Below are 16,928 nucleotides of genomic sequence, written 5' to 3'. Positions count from 1 at the left end.
GTCGGTGCGACGCCACCCGGTCATTGCCCCGCCGCCCGTTGGTGCGCCATCATGGCCCTACAGCGACAGGAGCAAAATGAGCACTCAGACGATGCGCGCCCAACGGTTCTATGCCGACACCAAAATTATTGCGGTCGAAGATGTTCCGATACCCGAGCCGGGCCCGGGCGAAGTGCTCGTCAAGGTGGCGTTCTGCGGTATCTGCCACTCGGACCTCAGCCTCATCAACGGCACCTTTCCGTCGCAGCTGCCGGTGGTCACCCAGGGACACGAGGCGTCGGGCACTGTTGCCGCGCTCGGTCCCGGGGTGACGGGCTGGGCCGAGGGCGACCGGGTGGTGGTGGCCGCCGGGCGGCCCTGCCAGGGCTGTCCCAACTGCGCCCGCGGGGACTTCGGCAACTGCCTGCGCATCCGACTGATGGCCTTCGCCTATGACGGCGCGTGGGCGCAGTACACCGTCGCGCAGGCCTTCGGGCTGACCCGGGTTCCGGACAATGTGCCGTTGGAGCAGGCGGCGATCCTGGCCGATGCCGTGTCGACTCCGTACGGCGCCGTGGTGCGCACCGGGAAGGTCGGCATCGGCGAATCGGTCGGCGTGTGGGGTGTCGGCGGGGTCGGGACCCACATCGTTCAGTTGGCCCGGTTGGTCGGCGCGGCGCCCATCATCGCCGTCGATATCAAGCCGGCCGTGCTGGACCGGGCGCTCGCACTGGGCGCCGACTACGCCTTCGACGCCCGCGACGGCGCGCTGGGCGAGAAGATCGCCGAACTCACCGGGGGCCGTGGCCTCGACATCGCTTTCGACGCAGTCGGTCTCGGGTCCACCTTCGATCAGGCACTGGCCAGTCTGACCATGGGCGGACGACTGGTCGGGGTGGGCATGAGCGCCGATGCACCGAGCATCGGGCCGACCTCGTTCTTCAACCTGACCCGTAAGCAGGTGCTGGGGCACCTGGGTTATCAGAACGCCGATATCGCGACCCTGGCCAACCTGGTCTCACTGGGGCGCCTCGATCTGAGCCGGTCCATCAGCGAAATCGTGTCGCTGGAGGAGGTGGCCGCCGGGATCGAAAAGCTGGAGCGCGCCGACGGCGATCCCATCCGGATTCTGGTCCAGCCCTGACTAGCCCAGGCCGGGTGCGGCCTTCGCGCTGAACAGCGGCAGGTCCAGGTAGGTCGCCACCCCGGGCGGTGCGGCGCACACCGCGGGGATGGAGTTGACGCAGTGCGCGGCGGTGGCGACGACGCCGGGCTCGGGACCGTCCTCGCCCACCTCACCCTGGAAGCCCTTGATGGACACCGTGAAATCGGGGTTGCCGCGCACCTCCATCTCGTAGCGCTGCCCTTCGGGCCCGAAATCCCATGCCGGAGCGAGGTTCTCCTCGCCCATCAGCCAGTTGACCGTCACCCGCACCACGACCTGATCCCCGACGACGGCTTCCCAGTGGAACTTGCGAGCTGCGACCTGGCCGGGTTCGATGACCCCGATCGGCGAGTCGATCGGCGCCGTGGCCACGGCAATCTCTTGACGGGCAACAATTTTCGGGTCGGCGTTGAAGCCGAACGCGTCGACGCACATCCGGACGGCTTGGATGAACCCACCGTCGAGGAGCTTCTGCATGGGGCCCGACAGCGCCTTGTCCGGGGTGTCGCCGAACCCCATGACGTGGCGCACCACATCGGGCGCGTCGTAGGTGCGCAGGTCGGAGAACTCCTCGGCCCGCACGAACGTCACCCCGGTGGACATCACCGAGAACAACAGCGGGAACTTCTCACTGATGCCGCCGGGGGCGATCCCGGTGCCGTGCAGCGTCGCGCCGCCCGCCAGGCCGGCCTCCCGCAGTGGTGCGGCCTGCTTCTCGCTCGGATAGACCCAGCCGACCGGGGTGACCACGTTCTTGCCCGAGCGCAGCAGCGCGGCCACCTCGTCGGGGTTGGGCATCAGCGGCGCGTAGACGACGGCGTCCGCGTCCAGGGCCAGAATCTCATCGACGTTGTTGGTCGCGATGATCCCGAGTGGTTCGCCGCCGACGAGTTCGCCGACGTCGCGGCCGTGTTTGGCTTCCGAATGCACCCAGCAACCGACCAGTTCCAGGTCGGGGTGCTCAAGCACACCCTTGATGGCGGCGACGCCGACGCCGCCCGTGGCCCACTGCACAACCCGCAACGCCATAATCTCGCCTTTCGCCAAAACTAGAACACGTTCTACCACTATCCGGGCCGGGTTCGCGGGCATCCGGGCACAATGCTGTTTCATGAACGGCGCCCCTCCATGAGCAGCGGCTTGGACTTCGGGGTGCTCGGCCCGCTGCAGCTGAGCATCGACGGAACACCGGTGGCGCTGGGCACGCCGAAGCAGCGGGCGGTGCTGGCCATGTTGGTGATGAGCCGCAACCGTCCGATCAGCAGTGACGCCCTGGTCGGCGCGGCCTGGGAGCAGTACCCGCCGCCAGAGCCCAAGGCCAGCCTGCATTCCTACATCTCCAACCTGCGCAAGCTGATCAGCAGCGCAGGTTCGGACGGCCGGATGATCCTGGCCAGCGCGCCGCCGGGTTACCGGCTGACCGTCACCGATGACGGGTGCGATCTCGGGCGCTTCGTGGCGGCCAAGAATGCCGGCGTACAGGCGGCCGCGGCCGGTCAGTTCGAACAGGCCAGCAGTCACCTGGCCGCGGCGCTGGCTCAGTGGCGCGGACCGGTCCTCGACGACCTGCGCGATTTCGAGTTCGTCGGGCCGTTCGCCACCGCGCTCATCGAGGACAAGGTCGTGGCGCACACTGCGCACGCCGAGGCCGAGATCGCCTGCAACCGTGGCCATGCCGTCATTGCCACGCTGGAGTCCCTCGTCACCGAGCATCCCTACCGCGAACCGCTGTGGACGCAGCTGATCACCGCCTACTACGTCAGCGAGCGGCAATCCGACGCGCTGGATGCCTATCAGCGGTTGCGCTCCACGCTGGCCGAGGATCTCGGTCTCGATCCCGGCCCCTCGGCGCGGGCGCTGTCCGAACGCATTCTGCGCCAGGAGCCGATCAACACCCGCCAGGCCGCCCGCACCACGGCAGTACACAAGATCGATGTGGACATGCGCACCGCGACCGGTGCGCAGTCCGCCCCCGCCCACATGCGGGCGGCGTCGGGGCGTGTCTATCCGCTGCTGTCGGCGGCCACGCGGATCGGCCGGTTACCCGACAACGACATCGTGCTCGACGACGTCAGCGTGAGCCGTCACCACGCCGTCATCATCGACACCGGCACCAGCTATGTCATCACCGACCTGCGATCGGCGAACGGTGTCGAGGTGGCCGGACACCGTATCCGCGGCACCGCCACCCTCACCAGTGGCGACCGCGTCCGGGTGTGCGACCACGAATTCGTGTTCGAGCTCGCGCCGGCCCACTGAGCTTCCCCTGTGGGCACTGTGCGGAACCGTTAATGTGATGAGCCGACACACCGAGTAGGAGCAGGCAATGACCGGGCCGACGTCACGGGAGGGTACGGATTTCGGCCGTTATCGACTGCGGCGACTGATCGGACGCGGCGGCATGGGCGAAGTCTATGAAGCCGAGGACACCGAGAAGGACCGCATCGTCGCGCTGAAACTGCTGCCCGAAGGCGTGTCCCACGATCCGGTGTTCCGCAAACGCCTACAGCGCGAAGCACATTCGGCGGGCCGGCTACAGGAACCCCATGTGGTGCCGATCCATGACTACGGCGAGATCGACGGCGTGCTCTACGTCGACATGCGCATGATCAACGGCGCCGATCTGCGCAAGATCCTGAAGAGCTACGGGCCGATGACACCGGCTCGCGCGGTGGCGATCGTGCGCCAGATCGCCTCGGCGCTGGACGCCGCGCACGAGAGCGGCATCATGCACCGGGACGTCAAACCGGAGAACATCCTCATCACCCGGGATGACTTCGCCTATCTGGTGGACTTCGGTATCGCCAATGCCGCCAGTGACGAGAAGCTGACCGAATTGGGCACCGCGGTAGGCACTTACGCGTACATGGCACCCGAACGATTCACCAGCGACGAGGTGACCTACCGCGCCGATGTGTATGCGTTGACCTGCGTCCTGCACGAATGCCTGACCGGCTCCCAGCCCTATCCCGGGGACAGCGTGAGCATGGTGATCACCGCGCACCTGATGCAGCCGATCCCGGCCCCGAGCCGGACACGGCCCGGTATCCCCTCGGCATTCGACGGTGTCGTGTCCCGCGGGATGGCCAAGAAACCGGCCGAGCGGTTCGCCAGCGCCGGGGATCTGGCCGCCGCAGCCACCGACGCGTTGAGCGTGCGGGACCAGGACCAGGCGGCCCATATCGTGCAACGCGGTGAAGCGGCGACGATGCCGGGCCCCCGGTTCGGTGCGCCCCCGCCGCCACCGCCGTTCGGGGCGACACCACCACCCGGCGCCACTCCCGCTCCGTTCTACGCCGCACCGCCGCCACCTCCGCCGCCGAATTGGCACACCCCGCCACCCGGCCGCCCGCCGCAGCCCAGGAAGAAGACCCCGTGGCTGCCCATCGCGGCCGCCGCGGGTGTGCTGGCCCTGGTGCTCGCCGCGGTGGGCATCTACTTCGCGGTCAAGCCCGAGGACACCAAGGCCGCGCCGACGACCACGACGTCAGCGGCCCCCAGCACCGAGCGCACCACCCGGACCCGGGCGCCCGATCCGGGGACCTTGCAGGACCGCCTGTTCGGCATGCTCCCGCAGGGTTATGACGCGGGCGTGTGCCAGGCGGTGGATCCGCCGGTGCCCGGTGCGCTGGCGACCGTGGACTGCGGGCCGTCGAACCTGCCCGGCGGTCCCGTCGCCTCGAGGTACTCGACGTTCCCCGATCAGGGTGCGCTGCGGGCCAACTTCGACGAGGCGATCGGCGAGACCGCGGCGCTGATGCCGTGCCCGAACAGCACCATGGACTCCCCCACCACCTGGCATTACACCGATACCCCGCAGAAGGCCGAGGGCTCCATCGCCTGCGGCACCTACAACGACAGCCCCGATCTCACCTGGACCAAGAACGACGGTCTGCTGCTCGGCAACGCCCAGGGCCCGAACATCGACGAGCTGCATCAATGGTGGCTCGCCTACGGCTGAGGCGCGGCACCAAGCGCGTTCCAAGAATCCGTCAAGGACGTCGTTGGACCCTGATGTCACCCCGGATCACGCCGGGCTCAGACATTCAGGGGAAAAAATGTTCGCAGTTCAGCGCCTGACCCGGGCGGCCGGTCTCGCACTGGTCGCCGGCACCGTCGGCCTCGCCTGCGCCGGCACCGCGAGCGCGGTTACCTCCGCCGACGACGCGGCGTTCCTGGCCGATATCCGCTACGAGGGCATCTCCTATGAGTCGGCGGTCGAGGTCATCTCCAACGCGCACGAGGTGTGCGCCGAACTGGACTCCGGGGCCCGCGCCGCCGACATCGGCCTGGACATCCTGGAGCACACCGATCTGAACACGCGGCAGGCCGCGGCGTTCATCGTCATGTCGATCGGCTACTACTGCCCGCAGCACACCGGCGCATTCGCGTGACGGGGCGAGCGTAGCGACGGGAAACGTACCGGGGCGAGCGTAGCGACGGGAAATGGTCACGCGTTATGTTGAGGCCCAACGCAACGGAGCGAAAGGTGCCACAGATGGCCAACCGGGTATTTGTCGTCGGTGTCGGAATGACCAAATTCGAGAAGCCGGGCCGGCGCGAGGGCTGGGATTACCCCCAGATGGCCAACGAGTCGGGCACCAAGGCGCTCGCGGACGCCGGCATCGACTACAGCCAGGTTCAGCAGGGTTACGTCGGATACTGTTCCGGCGATTCCACTTCGGGCCAGCGCGCGCTGTACGAGCTCGGCATGACCGGTATCCCGATCGTCAACGTCAACAACAACTGCTCCACCGGTTCCACGGCGCTCTACCTTGCGGCGCAGTCGATCCGGGGCGGACTGGCCGACTGCGTCATCGCGCTGGGCTTCGAGAAGATGCAGCCCGGCTCGCTCGGCGGCGGCGCCGATGACCGCGAGTCACCGCTGGGCAGACATGTGAAGGCGCTGGCCGAGATCGACGAGTTCGCCTTCCCGGTGGCGCCGTGGATGTTCGGTGCGGCCGGGCGCGAGCACATGAAGAAGTACGGCACCACCGCAGAGCATTTCGCAAAAATCGGCTACAAGAACCACAAGCATTCGGTGAACAACCCGTACGCCCAGTTCCAGGACGAGTACACCCTCGATGACATCCTGGGCGCCAAGATGATCTCCGACCCGCTGACAAAATTGCAGTGCTCACCGACCTCGGACGGATCGGGCGCCGCGATCGTGGTCAGCGAGGACTTCGTGGCCAAGCACGGTCTGGCCGAGCAGGCCGTGGAGATCGTCGGTCAGGCGATGACCACCGATTTCGCCTCCACCTTCGACGGCAGCGCCGCCAACATCATCGGCTATGACATGAATGTGCAAGCCGCGCAGCAGGTCTACTCACAGTCCGGGCTGGGACCCGAGGACTTCCAGGTCATCGAACTGCACGACTGCTTTTCCGCCAACGAGTTGCTGCTGTACGAGGCGCTCGGCCTGTGCGGCGAGGGCGAGGCGCCGAAGCTCATCGACGACAACGACACCACCTACGGTGGACGCTGGGTGGTCAACCCCTCAGGTGGGCTGATCTCCAAGGGACATCCACTCGGCGCGACCGGCCTGGCGCAGTGTGCCGAACTGACCTGGCAGCTGCGCGGCACCGCCGACAAGCGCCAGGTCGACAACGTCAGCGCCGCACTGCAACACAACATCGGGCTCGGCGGCGCGGCGGTGGTGACCGCCTACCAGCGCGCCGAGCGCTGACTTTCCTTGCGATTTGTGGAGTTTCAGTCGGAATGATTCCGACTGAAACTCCACAAATCGCTAGAGGGTGATCACCTCGTAGTCACCGTCTGCGTGCCGGGCGCGGATGGTCTTCTTGTCGTACTTGCCCACACTGGTGCGCGGCACCTGCTCGACAAAGGTCCACCGCTCCGGTAGCCACCAGCGAACCACCTTGTCGGCCAGGAACTCCCGTAGCTCCTCGGGACTATGGGCGGCACCCTCCTCCAGCACCACGACGGCCAGCGGGCGTTCCTGCCACCGCTCGTCGGGCACCCCGACGACGGCGGCCTCCAGCACGCCGGGGTGGCCGATCAGGTGGTTCTCCAGTTCCACCGAGGAGATCCATTCACCGCCGGATTTGATGACATCCTTGGCGCGGTCGGTCAGCGTCACGAAACCGTCGGTATCGATGCGGCCCACATCGCCGGTACGCAGCCAGCCGCCGGCGAACTTCTCGGCGTCCCGGCCCAGATAGTAGCCGCCGGTGATCCATGGTCCCCGAACCTCCAACTCGCCCACCGATTCTCCGTCGTTGCGCATGGGGTCACCGGCGTCGTCCACGACGCGGACCTCCACCCCGCACATCGGTCGGCCCTGGGTGATGCGCATCGCCCAGTGCCGGTCCTCGGCGACGCCGGGCAGCGGTTTGGCCACCGTCGCCAATGGCGAGGTCTCCGTCATGCCCCACGCCTGCTGGATGTACACCCCGTGCTCCCGCTCGAATGTCTGCATCAGCGACAACGGCACCGCAGATCCGCCGCAGGCGACCAGGCGCAATGACGAAACGTCGTGGCCCGGGCTCTTTTCCAGGCAGTGCATCACATCGTTCCAAATCGTCGGCACCGCACCGGCCACGGTGGGCCTGCGCGACTCGATCAGTTCGATCAACGAGGCACCGTCCAGGAAGCGGTCCGGCATCACCAGATCGGCGCCGGCCATCAGGGCCGCGTAGGCCAGCCCCCAGGCGTTGGCGTGGAACATCGGTACGATCGGCAACACCACATCGCCACTGCTGACATCCAGAGCGTTGGCGGTGCAGGTGCTGAGCGAATGCAGATACGTCGAACGATGGCTGTAGACAACGCCTTTGGGATTTCCGGTGGTCCCGCTGGTGTAACACATCGCCGCCGCGGAGTTCTCGTCGACATCAGGCCAGTCGAACTGGCCGGGCTGCCCCTCCAGCACGTCGGCGTAGCGCAGCACCCGCACGTCGGCGTCATCGAGCGGTCCGGTGTCCCCGTCACCGGCGACGATGACCGTGTGCACCGTGCTCAGCAGGGGAAGCACCGGAGCCAGCAGCGGTATCAGCGACGCATCCGCCACGATGACCTGGTCCTCGGCCTCGTTGGCGATGAAGGCGATCTGTTCGGCGGAGAGCCGGATGTTCAGCGTGTGCAGCACGGCACCCATCGCCGGGGCGGCCAGGTACACCGCCAGGTGCTCGGCGTTGTTCCACATGAAGGTGGCGACCCGCTGATCCCCGTCGATGCCGAGCCCGCGCAGTCCGTGGGCCAGTTGGGCGACCTGTGCCCCGAGCTCGCGATAGCTGGTGCTGCGGTATCCGCCCTGTCCGGTGGCGGTGGTGACGACGCGGTCGCCGTTCACCGCGCAGGCGTGCCGCAGGATGGCGGCAATGGTCAGGGGCCAGTTCTGCATGGTGGACAGCACGCGGGCGATGTTAGCGCCCCCGAAGACCCGGTTTGCAACGATTCACCATCTGGCGGCGATGTACAGAGCAGAAGACTTTGAGCACCTCAGACAGGGGGCGCGCCATGCGTCCGATCACAGTGACCGCCGGATTGCTCGCCGCCGCCTTGCTGGCGGTGCCGCCACCACAGGCGGCGGCCGATCAGACCGCCCTGGAGACCATCGGGATGCTGGAGGCTCAGGGCTACACCGTCAACGTCGACCGGATCGGCAGCGCACCGCTGGAGCAGTGCACCGTCACCGGCATCCGCAACCCTCAGCGGGTCACCCGGTGGGTGAACGTCGAGGACGACGGCTGGGGCACACACGGCAACGGCGACAGCGAGCTGGTGGAAATCGTGGTCAGTCAGTCGATTTCGGTGTCGCTGGACTGCAACCGCTGAGCCGCGGAGCTCAGACCCCGGCCGGTGCCAGCTCGCGCACGGCGTCGAATGCCACCGCGTCGAACGGGGAGTACATCGGTGCCGGTGCGGCCACCCGGAAAGCGGTGACGCTGCCGTCGACATCGGCGACGTAGAGCCGGTCCCCGGAGGCGTTCAGCGCGGCGGACACCGGACGGGCGCCGACGGTGATGGTCTCCACGACCTCATGGGTGACCGTGCACAACACCGCGACCTGGTCGTAGTCGACGACGTAGGCGCGCGCACCGTCGGCGGACAGCGCCATCTGGATGGGCAGGGTGCCGGCACTGATGCTGGCGGTGATCGCGAAGGTCTTCGGGTCGATGACCTCGATGACACCGCGGGCCTGCAGATCGGAGGTCAGCGCGTAGACGTTGCCGTCGGCCGAGACGGCCAGGTCCCGGATGGGCGCGCCGAAGGCGATCGACTTGCGTGCCTTGGCGGTCTCGGTGTCGACGACCACCACCCGGCTGCCCCGGCTGGTGGTGACGGCCACGTACAGCCGTCGGCCGGACGGGTCGACGGTGAGGGCGTCGATGGTGGAACCGGCCCCTGCGCCGATGTCGACGGTGCCGACGCGGTCGGCGGTGATGTCGATGACGGCCACGTCCACATGGTCGTGTCCGGCGCGGGCGGCATAGGCACGCTTGCCGTCGGGACCGGCCGTCACCGCGGTGACCGAGAGGGCCAGCGGGTAGTTGCCCACCACCGAGTTGGTGCGGGTGTCGATGACCTGGACGATGTCGGCCTCGATGTCGCTGCTCACCACGAAGGCGCGATCATCGGTCAGTGCCACCGCGAAGGGCTCACCGTCGACGGGCACCACGGCGGGTGCGCCGGCGCTGTCGGGACGGAGCACCGTCACGCTGTCGTCGCCGTAGTTGGCGACCACGATGGAGTCGGCATTGGCTGCCAGGTCGGCGATCGGGCCGCGGTCCACCGCGACCGAACCCGCGAAAGCGGTCTGCGAGTCGTTGAGCGCGGCCGCATTGGCGCGCACGAAAACACTTGCCATCTTTTCGACACCTCCGCCGGATGACTATCCCGGCACTTGATTCAGTCGCCAGCGCTCGAGCTGAACGCGTTTGGACCGAGTCTAGCGACGAAAGAACGTACCCAATCCGGACGATGGGCGCTCCCCGTGGTCGCCGGCGGTTAACCTCTCAGACATCCCTCAGGAAAATATCGTTATGCAGTTGTGACCTGCTTGTGGCAACTCATCGTGCGCCGCTCAACTGCCCATTTGCCTGTTCAGCTAACCGACGCCAGACCGGAAACCCCAGCCGTCACACAAAGAATTCTCAGACCTTGCCGGGAAAGTGAAACGCAGATCACAGCCGACACGTCAGCAAACTTTGGCGATCATGAAAGCCGCACCGGTGCCGGTGCGTATTGACATAGCTGACAAATTAGCGGTGCGCTAGGGCAGCAGAATGTAGGACAGCTCCGGAACGGCCTGCACGGTGCGGCCCGACCAGATGTGCGGCGCCCTGTCGGCCGCGGCCATCTCGGTGATGCGCAGGTAGAGCCCGTCGGCACGGCTGGAGGTGGCGTCCACCCACGCGACGTGGCCGGCGTCCGGGGCGTCCAGCACACCGGGCGGTATCACCACCAGCGCGCGGTCCCGGGGTTCCTTGACGACGGTCCACCCTGCCGACCGCGCCGACGCGGCCAGGTCCCGTGGCGCGCCGTCGACCGCCGGATAGGACCGCTTGCCGGAGGCGAAGTACCACTTCTCCATGGCACCCCACAGCGCGGACCCCTCGTCGGCGGGGTTGCTGTCGACGGTTCTGCCCGTGGCCCGCGGCTCTGCCGGACGCATCGATTCGGTGGCGCACGGTGGCACAACCGGGTCATCCGACCCGGTGTCCAGCATCGCGTCGGTGACGTAGCCACCGTCGGCCAACCGATTCCACAGATCGGTGGACATGTCGTAGGGGCCGCCGTTGAACACCGTCCCGCGCGTGTAACAGGTGATGGTGATCCGGGCGCCGTCCCGGATGCTGCCGACCCGCTGACTCGTCGTCGACGGCGCCGAGCGCACGTTCAGGTCCCGGCTACCGGTGTTGACCGTGACCGTGGCCGAGTTCTCCGCCGATTCCGGCGCCGCGAGAGCCGGCGGCGCGACGGGCAGCAACACCGCCGACGCGGCCAGCAGGAACAACCGCCGATACATCCCAGTCGTGTGCACAGCAAGCCTTTCGGACACCGGTCCGGAAAATCATAAAACCGGCCCGATCAATTTGCTGGCAGCACACGAAGTATTTGCCGAGTTGATACCTGAAGCGCCCCCGGATGCGGGTAGGCCCAGCGCTCCGCGTCAGCCGGTGACATCCCGGCCGATGAGCTGACGTGCGATGATCCACTGCTGCAACTCGTTGGCACCTTCGAAGATCTCCAGGATTTTCGCGTCGCGGTACATCTCCTCCAAACGCACTGATTCGCCGCTCTCCGATACCCGCCGGGCGAATCCCACCGCGCCGTGGATCTGAATTGCTTCACGCACCAGATCATTGGCGAGCCTGGTGCCGTAGGCCTTGGCCATCGCGGCTTCCGGTTCGGCGCTACGGTGGCCGCGGTCTATCAGCGTCGCCGCTTTCTGATAGAGCGTGCGGGCGCACTCGATCTCGGTGGCGCGTTGCGCCATCACAAACTGCCAGTGCTGCATGGCCCCCAGCGGATTGCCGAAGACCTGCCGGGTCTGCAGTCGGTGGACCGCCAAGTCCAGCGCGGCCTGCGCCACCCCGACACCGGCTGCGCCGATGCCGATCCGTCCGCGTACCAATGACGACAGTGCGACGCTCATCCCGCCGCCGACTTCTCCGAGCAGATTGACTCGCGGCACATGCACATCGCTGAACACGATGTCGGCGGTGATCTGGCCGCGGTGACCCATCTTGAGATCCGGAGCGCCGACGCGGACACCGGGCGAGGACAGGTCGACGAGCAGCATCGACGCTCGATCGCCGTCGGCACCCGCCCGCACCAGCACCGACACCCAACCGGCGACCACGCTGTTGGTGATCCAGCGTTTACGGCCGTTGAGCAGAAATCCGCCGCTGACCTCTTCCGCCACGGTGTGCAGACGCTGCGGAGTCAGGTCCGAACTGGAGTCGGGTTCGGTGGTCGCGAAAGCGAACGCCACCCTTCCGCTGATCAGTTCGGGGATCAGTCGAGAGCGCAATTCCTCGGCGGCGAAGGCGAGGGTCTGCGGGACCAGGATGCACTGGCCGTCATACACACCCGCCAGCGATGACGAGTGGTAGGCGATCTCCTCGGCAACGGTGCAGGTGCCGAGCATCGGGTGGCTCAATCCGCGTCCATATTCGGGCCCGAACGGCACGGCGAACATTCCTTCGTCGGCGAGTCCGCGAAAGGCCGTCCACGGAAAGCTGTCTGCCGATTCCTCGCGCTCGCCGATCTCGCGAGCGTGCGGCACCACCTGGCGCTGCACCGCGGCACGGGCCTCGGTCCGCAACTCGACGATCTCATCGGGCAGCCAGACATCGTGGGTCATCCGGTCCTGAGTGCGCGGGATTGAGGTCACCACGCCACAATAACAGTCAGTTCTGACTGTTATTGCCGGTCTCTGCCAGCAGGGTCCGAGCCAGACCCTGCCACCGCTGCAGGTGCGGGTCGGCATCAGGATCGCGGTCCTCGATCGCATAGGTGAGTGCCACCCCCCGCATGCTGGTGAAGAGCAGATCACGGGTGTCAGCGAAGGCCGGGTGACTGCTGTGCGACGGACCGAACATTGTCGCGATGACGTTTTCGATTGCCCGCCCGAGCCGATGCTCGGAGGCCGCCAACTCACTACGCAAGACCGGATCCGTTCGGGCGGCCAGCCACAGCTCCATGGCTGCCCAGAAGTAGGGTTGCCGAAAGGTCTTCCACAGCAGGGCAACAGCGTAGTCGATACGCTCGACCCCGTCGGCCTCGATGGTCGGCGCACTCTCGAACCAGAGTTCCATTTCTCCGATGCGCTCCGCAGCGAGGCGCTGGGCTGCCGCCACGAGCAGTTGTTCGCGGGACGGGAAGTAGTGCAGCAGGCGACCTCGCGAGACAGCCGCCAGACGCTGGATGACCACGGTACTCGCGCCGGCGTACCCGTGGCTGACCAACGCCTGCACGGCCGCGTCCAAGATCAGCGCGCGACTGTCGGCCCGACGGGCACGGTGCGGCTTGGGTTCGGATTCGGCCATGCCCACAGACTACCTATTACCGTCAGGGCTGACGGTAAAGACTATTTCAGCGCCACTGATAGCGGGTCTTGGGCCGCCCGGCCTTGCCGTAGTCGGTGTGACGCGTAACGGTGCCCTCATCAGCGAGGCGTTCCAGGTAGCGCCAGGCGGTCACCCGGGACACCCCGACCTGCGCGGCGGCCTCATCGGCGGTCAGTCCGGCCGGGCAGTCGCGGACGGCCCTGGCGATTTCGTCGGTGGTCTGTGGGGCCGCGCCCTTGGGCGCAGCCGCCCGGTCGGCGCCGATGCGCAGCTCGGCCATCGCCCTGTCCACCTCTGCCTGGCTGGCGGCCTCGGTACCCGCGGGCAGCGCGGTGCGGTAGCGGCGATAACGCTCCATGCGGTCCCGGAAGGCGGCGAAAGTGAACGGCTTGAGCAGATAGGCCAGCGCCCCGTGCGAGACGGCGGCGCGCACCATCTCCAGGTCGCGCTCGGAGGTGATGGCGATGATGTCCGGGGCGGGCGCCAGCCCAGACAACCCGGAGGCCAGTGAGATCCCGCTGGCGTCGGGCAGGCCGAGGTCCAGGAGCACCAGGTCGATGGGTTCCCCGGCCGCGGCCGCGGCGGCCGCCGTCCGCATGGCGTCACGCGCGGTGTGCACCACCGCCGCCGGCGAAAAGCCTTCCAGGCGAGCGAGATAGGTGCGATGCGCCTCGGCGATCAGCACATCGTCTTCGACGATCAGCACGCTGATCACAGGTCGATCACCACCGAGACCACCGATCCGTAGGTCACATCGGTGCTCAACGTCCCGCCGTGGCGGTGCACCACCTGCGCCACCAGCGCCAGCCCGATGCCGTGCCCGTCGGCGTTCTTCGTCGAGTACCCCCGACGCTGCGCCTGGGTGAACACGTCGGCGTCCATCCCGGTACCGCTGTCGGCCACGATGATTCGCAGAGCATCAGCGTCCTGGGTCACCGTCACCTCGACCCACGGGTCGTCCCGGTCGCACGCATCCATCGCATTGTCGATGAGGTTACCCAGCACGGTCACCAGTTCCTGCCCGGTCAGCGCGACATCCGAAGGTAATTGGGTGTCCTCGGTGACGGTCAGCGCGATACCGCGTTCGTCGGCCTGGGCGGTCTTACCGAGCAGCAGCGCCACCAGCGCGGGTTCACTGACCGCCTCCGACAGCCGGTCCACCAGCCGTTGGGACAGCTCAAGTTCCTTGGTGGCCACCGCGACCGCATCCTGCGGGCGACCCATCTCGACCATGGTGATCACGGTGTGCAGTTTGTTCGCCGACTCGTGCGCCTGTGCGCGCAGGGAGTCGGTGAGTACCTGCAGGGAGCTGAGTTCGCCAAGGGCGCCCTGCAATTCGGTGCGGTCCCGCACGGTCACCACCTCGCTGCCCGAGTCTGGTACCTTCGCGCGGTTGACCACCAGCACCCGCTCGTCGGTGACGTGCAATTCGTCGCGCACCCCGGGATCGGCGACCTGCAGGAACCCCGGCAGATCAGTGACCGACACGGGCCCCGGCGGCAGCGCCAGCAACCGGCGGGCTTCGTCGTTGACCAGCACGACCCCGGCGCGGTCCAGCACGATCAGACCTTCGGTGACCGCGTGCAGGATCGCATCGTGGTGGTCATACATCACCCTCAGCTCGTCGGGACGCAGCCCGCGTGTCTGACGCAGCAACCTGCGACGGATCCCCCACACCCCGACAAGCGAAACGGTAAGGGCGACAACGCCCACCGCCGCGATCACCGCCCACTGCTCGCGCCACCGCTCGGCCAGGCTCTGCTGCAGGATGCCGGCGGCGACCAGGCCGATGACGCGGCCGTCGGCATCGTGCACCGGCGCCACCGCGCGGATCGAGGGGCCCAGCGTGCCGGTGTACACCTCGGTGAACGATTCACCGTGCAGGGCCGGTTCGATGTTGCCGAGGTAATCGCCGCCGATCTGGGTCGGGTCGGTATGGGTGTAGCGGGTGCGGTCGGGCGCCATGATGGTGATGAACGCGATGTCGGTGTGCCTGCGCACCAGTTCGGTGACCGGTTGCAGCGTCGCCGTCGCGTGGCCGTCCACGATCGCCTGAGCGGTCGACGGCGAATCGGCCAGCGAGGTGGCGATACCCAGTACCTGCGCCTCAGCCGCGGCGTCACCGTCCTGGCGTGCGTCGAGCAGCGCCAGCCCACTGCCGGCCACCACGATCACCGCGATCACCAGGATCTGCAGCGCGATCGCCTGGCCCGCTAGTGACCACCGCGAGATTCGGTCGGCCACCACCCGGCGCACCCTCCCGTGAACGAAATGAACAAAAACGTGACCTGGCTCACGCCGTACCGGACCATCCTTACATGACTACTTCCCAGCCACCGTCCCCGGCGATGCCGCCGCAGGACGCCCCGCCACAGGGTCCATCCAAAACCAAACGGGACCGTACCCACTGGCTCTATATCGCCGTGATCATCGCGGTCGTCGCCGGCGTCGCCGTCGGCATCCTGGCCCCCGATGTGGGCAAGAGCGTCGGCGTGCTCGGCACCATGTTCGTCGCGCTGATCAAGATGATGATCGCGCCCGTCATCTTCTGCACCATCGTGTTGGGCATCGGTTCGGTCCGCAAGGCCGCGACGGTCGGCAAGGTCGGCGGTCTCGCCTTCGTCTACTTCCTCGCGATGTCCACGTTCGCACTGGCCATCGGCCTCGTCGTCGGCAACCTGCTGCACCCGGGTGAGGGACTCAATGTCACCGACACCGCGGGCAAGGGTGCCGAACTCGCCGACAAGGCCCATGAGGCCGGCGGTCTGCTGGACTTCGTCCAGGGCATCATCCCGACCTCGATGTTCTCGGCGCTGACTGAGGGAAGCGTGCTGCAGGCGCTGTTCATCGCGCTGCTCGTCGGCTTCGCGATCCAGGGCCTCGGATCTGCGGGCGATCCGATCCTGCGCGGTATCGAACACCTGCAGAAGCTGGTCTTCAAGGTCCTGGTGATGATCCTGTGGCTGGCCCCGATCGGCGCGTTCGGCGCCATCGCCAACGTGGTCGGGCAGACCGGCTGGGCCGCGGTCGGACAGCTGATGACCCTGATGGTCGGCTTCTATCTGACCTGCGCCATCTTCGTGTTCGGTGTGCTCGGGACGCTGCTGCGGGTGGTGGCAGGTGTGTCCATCTTCAAGCTGGTGCGCTACCTGGCCCGCGAATACCTGCTCATCGTCTCGACGTCCTCCTCGGAATCGGCGCTGCCGCGACTGATCGCCAAGATGGAGCACCTCGGCGTCGACCGCACGACCGTCGGCGTGGTGGTTCCCACCGGCTACTCGTTCAACCTGGACGGCACCGCGATCTACCTGACCATGGCATCGCTGTTCATCGCCGGCGCACTGGGAGATCCGCTGAGCGTGTCCGAACAGATCGGCCTGCTGGTGTTCATGATCGTGGCCTCCAAGGGCGCAGCCGGTGTCACCGGCGCCGGGCTGGCCACGCTGGCCGGCGGTCTGCAGGCGCACCGCCCCGATCTGCTCGACGGTGTCGGCCTGATCGTCGGAATCGACCGGTTCATGTCGGAAGCCCGCGCGCTGACCAACTTCTCCGGTAACGCGGTCGCCACCATGCTGGTGGGGTCGTGGACCAAGACGATCGATCGCGAGAAGGTGGATGCCGTTCTGGGCGGACGTGATCCGTTCGACGAACTCACCATGCTCGACGATCATTCGGACCGGGCCAAAGAACCGGCATCGGGCAAGGTCCCGGTATCGGCATAAGGCTCGGCGCAGAAACCTGCG

Annotated in this window: 15 protein-coding genes; 7 read left to right on the top strand and 8 right to left on the bottom strand. The window is 67.1% G+C overall.

The window, feature by feature from the left end; translation table 11 throughout:
* Nucleotides 1-76 precede the first annotated feature (76 nt).
* Nucleotides 77-1,123, top strand: a complete 1,047-nt coding sequence (locus ASE48_RS03445) for a zinc-binding dehydrogenase (RefSeq protein ID WP_057165642.1) — start codon at nucleotides 77-79, stop codon at nucleotides 1,121-1,123.
* Here ASE48_RS03445 and ASE48_RS03440 read toward each other — a convergent pair whose 3' ends face one another.
* Entirely contained in the window at nucleotides 1,124-2,173 is a 1,050-nt protein-coding gene (locus ASE48_RS03440; RefSeq protein ID WP_057165641.1) for an NAD(P)H-dependent amine dehydrogenase family protein, read from the bottom strand.
* A 99-nt stretch (nucleotides 2,174-2,272) separates the two neighbouring features.
* Here ASE48_RS03440 and ASE48_RS03435 point away from each other — a divergent pair, with 99 nt between their 5' ends.
* The 4 genes from ASE48_RS03435 to ASE48_RS03420 all read left to right on the top strand — a co-directional run bounded on the left by ASE48_RS03435 (nucleotide 2,273) and on the right by ASE48_RS03420 (nucleotide 6,833).
* Nucleotides 2,273-3,403 carry a BTAD domain-containing putative transcriptional regulator gene (locus ASE48_RS03435; protein WP_057165640.1) on the top strand — a complete coding sequence of 377 codons (1,131 nt, stop codon included), beginning with the start codon at nucleotides 2,273-2,275 and terminating at the stop codon, nucleotides 3,401-3,403.
* Between the two features lie 67 nt (nucleotides 3,404-3,470).
* Entirely contained in the window at nucleotides 3,471-5,105 is a 1,635-nt protein-coding gene (locus ASE48_RS03430; protein WP_057165639.1) for a serine/threonine-protein kinase, read from the top strand.
* A 97-nt stretch (nucleotides 5,106-5,202) separates the two neighbouring features.
* A complete protein-coding gene (locus ASE48_RS03425) occupies nucleotides 5,203-5,538 on the top strand; it encodes a DUF732 domain-containing protein (protein WP_057165638.1) in 336 nt (111 codons plus the stop codon).
* 104 nt (nucleotides 5,539-5,642) lie between these two features.
* Nucleotides 5,643-6,833, top strand: coding sequence for a lipid-transfer protein (locus tag ASE48_RS03420; RefSeq protein ID WP_057165637.1), 1,191 nt, complete (start codon nucleotides 5,643-5,645; stop codon nucleotides 6,831-6,833).
* 60 nt (nucleotides 6,834-6,893) lie between these two features.
* Here ASE48_RS03420 and ASE48_RS03415 read toward each other — a convergent pair whose 3' ends face one another.
* On the bottom strand, nucleotides 6,894-8,522 hold the full coding sequence (locus tag ASE48_RS03415) for a fatty acid--CoA ligase (RefSeq protein ID WP_057165636.1): 1,629 nt from the start codon (nucleotides 8,520-8,522) through the stop codon (nucleotides 6,894-6,896).
* A 104-nt stretch (nucleotides 8,523-8,626) separates the two neighbouring features.
* Between ASE48_RS03415 and ASE48_RS03410 the strand changes: the two genes are divergently transcribed.
* The gene (locus ASE48_RS03410) at nucleotides 8,627-8,944 is read left to right on the top strand and encodes a hypothetical protein (protein WP_057165635.1); all 318 of its coding nucleotides are present in this window, start codon (nucleotides 8,627-8,629) and stop codon (nucleotides 8,942-8,944) included.
* Nucleotides 8,945-8,954: 10 nt separating this feature from the next.
* Here ASE48_RS03410 and ASE48_RS03405 read toward each other — a convergent pair whose 3' ends face one another.
* The 6 genes from ASE48_RS03405 to ASE48_RS03380 form a co-directional block, all read right to left on the bottom strand.
* Entirely contained in the window at nucleotides 8,955-9,977 is a 1,023-nt protein-coding gene (locus tag ASE48_RS03405) for a DUF5711 family protein (RefSeq protein WP_082613983.1), read from the bottom strand.
* A 405-nt stretch (nucleotides 9,978-10,382) separates the two neighbouring features.
* Nucleotides 10,383-11,138, bottom strand: coding sequence for an SH3 domain-containing protein (locus ASE48_RS03400; RefSeq protein WP_057165634.1), 756 nt, complete (start codon nucleotides 11,136-11,138; stop codon nucleotides 10,383-10,385).
* A gap of 144 nt (nucleotides 11,139-11,282) precedes the next feature.
* Entirely contained in the window at nucleotides 11,283-12,479 is a 1,197-nt protein-coding gene (locus ASE48_RS03395) for an acyl-CoA dehydrogenase family protein (protein ID WP_057165968.1), read from the bottom strand.
* 46 nt (nucleotides 12,480-12,525) lie between these two features.
* Nucleotides 12,526-13,164 (bottom strand): TetR/AcrR family transcriptional regulator, encoded by a 639-nt coding sequence (locus ASE48_RS03390; protein WP_057165633.1) that lies wholly within the window; start codon nucleotides 13,162-13,164, stop codon nucleotides 12,526-12,528.
* Between the two features lie 46 nt (nucleotides 13,165-13,210).
* Nucleotides 13,211-13,900: a response regulator gene (locus ASE48_RS03385; RefSeq protein WP_057165632.1), complete on the bottom strand. Its 690-nt coding sequence runs from the start codon at nucleotides 13,898-13,900 to the stop codon at nucleotides 13,211-13,213.
* Nucleotides 13,897-15,432 carry a sensor histidine kinase gene (locus ASE48_RS03380; protein WP_200962052.1) on the bottom strand — a complete coding sequence of 512 codons (1,536 nt, stop codon included), beginning with the start codon at nucleotides 15,430-15,432 and terminating at the stop codon, nucleotides 13,897-13,899. The genes ASE48_RS03385 and ASE48_RS03380 overlap by 4 nt, the downstream gene beginning before the upstream one ends.
* Nucleotides 15,433-15,533: 101 nt before the next feature.
* On the opposite strand from ASE48_RS03380, the gene ASE48_RS03375 reads away from it, so the two are divergent.
* A complete protein-coding gene (locus ASE48_RS03375; RefSeq protein WP_156409051.1) occupies nucleotides 15,534-16,907 on the top strand; it encodes a cation:dicarboxylate symporter family transporter in 1,374 nt (457 codons plus the stop codon).
* The last annotated feature ends 21 nt before the right edge of the window (nucleotides 16,908-16,928 follow it).

The sequence above is a fragment of the Mycobacterium sp. Root265 genome (genome assembly GCF_001428895.1).
GTDB lineage: Bacteria > Actinomycetota > Actinomycetes > Mycobacteriales > Mycobacteriaceae > Mycobacterium.
The sequence above is the reverse complement of the archived record's forward strand: the minus strand, read 5'-3'. Positions and strand labels throughout refer to the sequence as shown.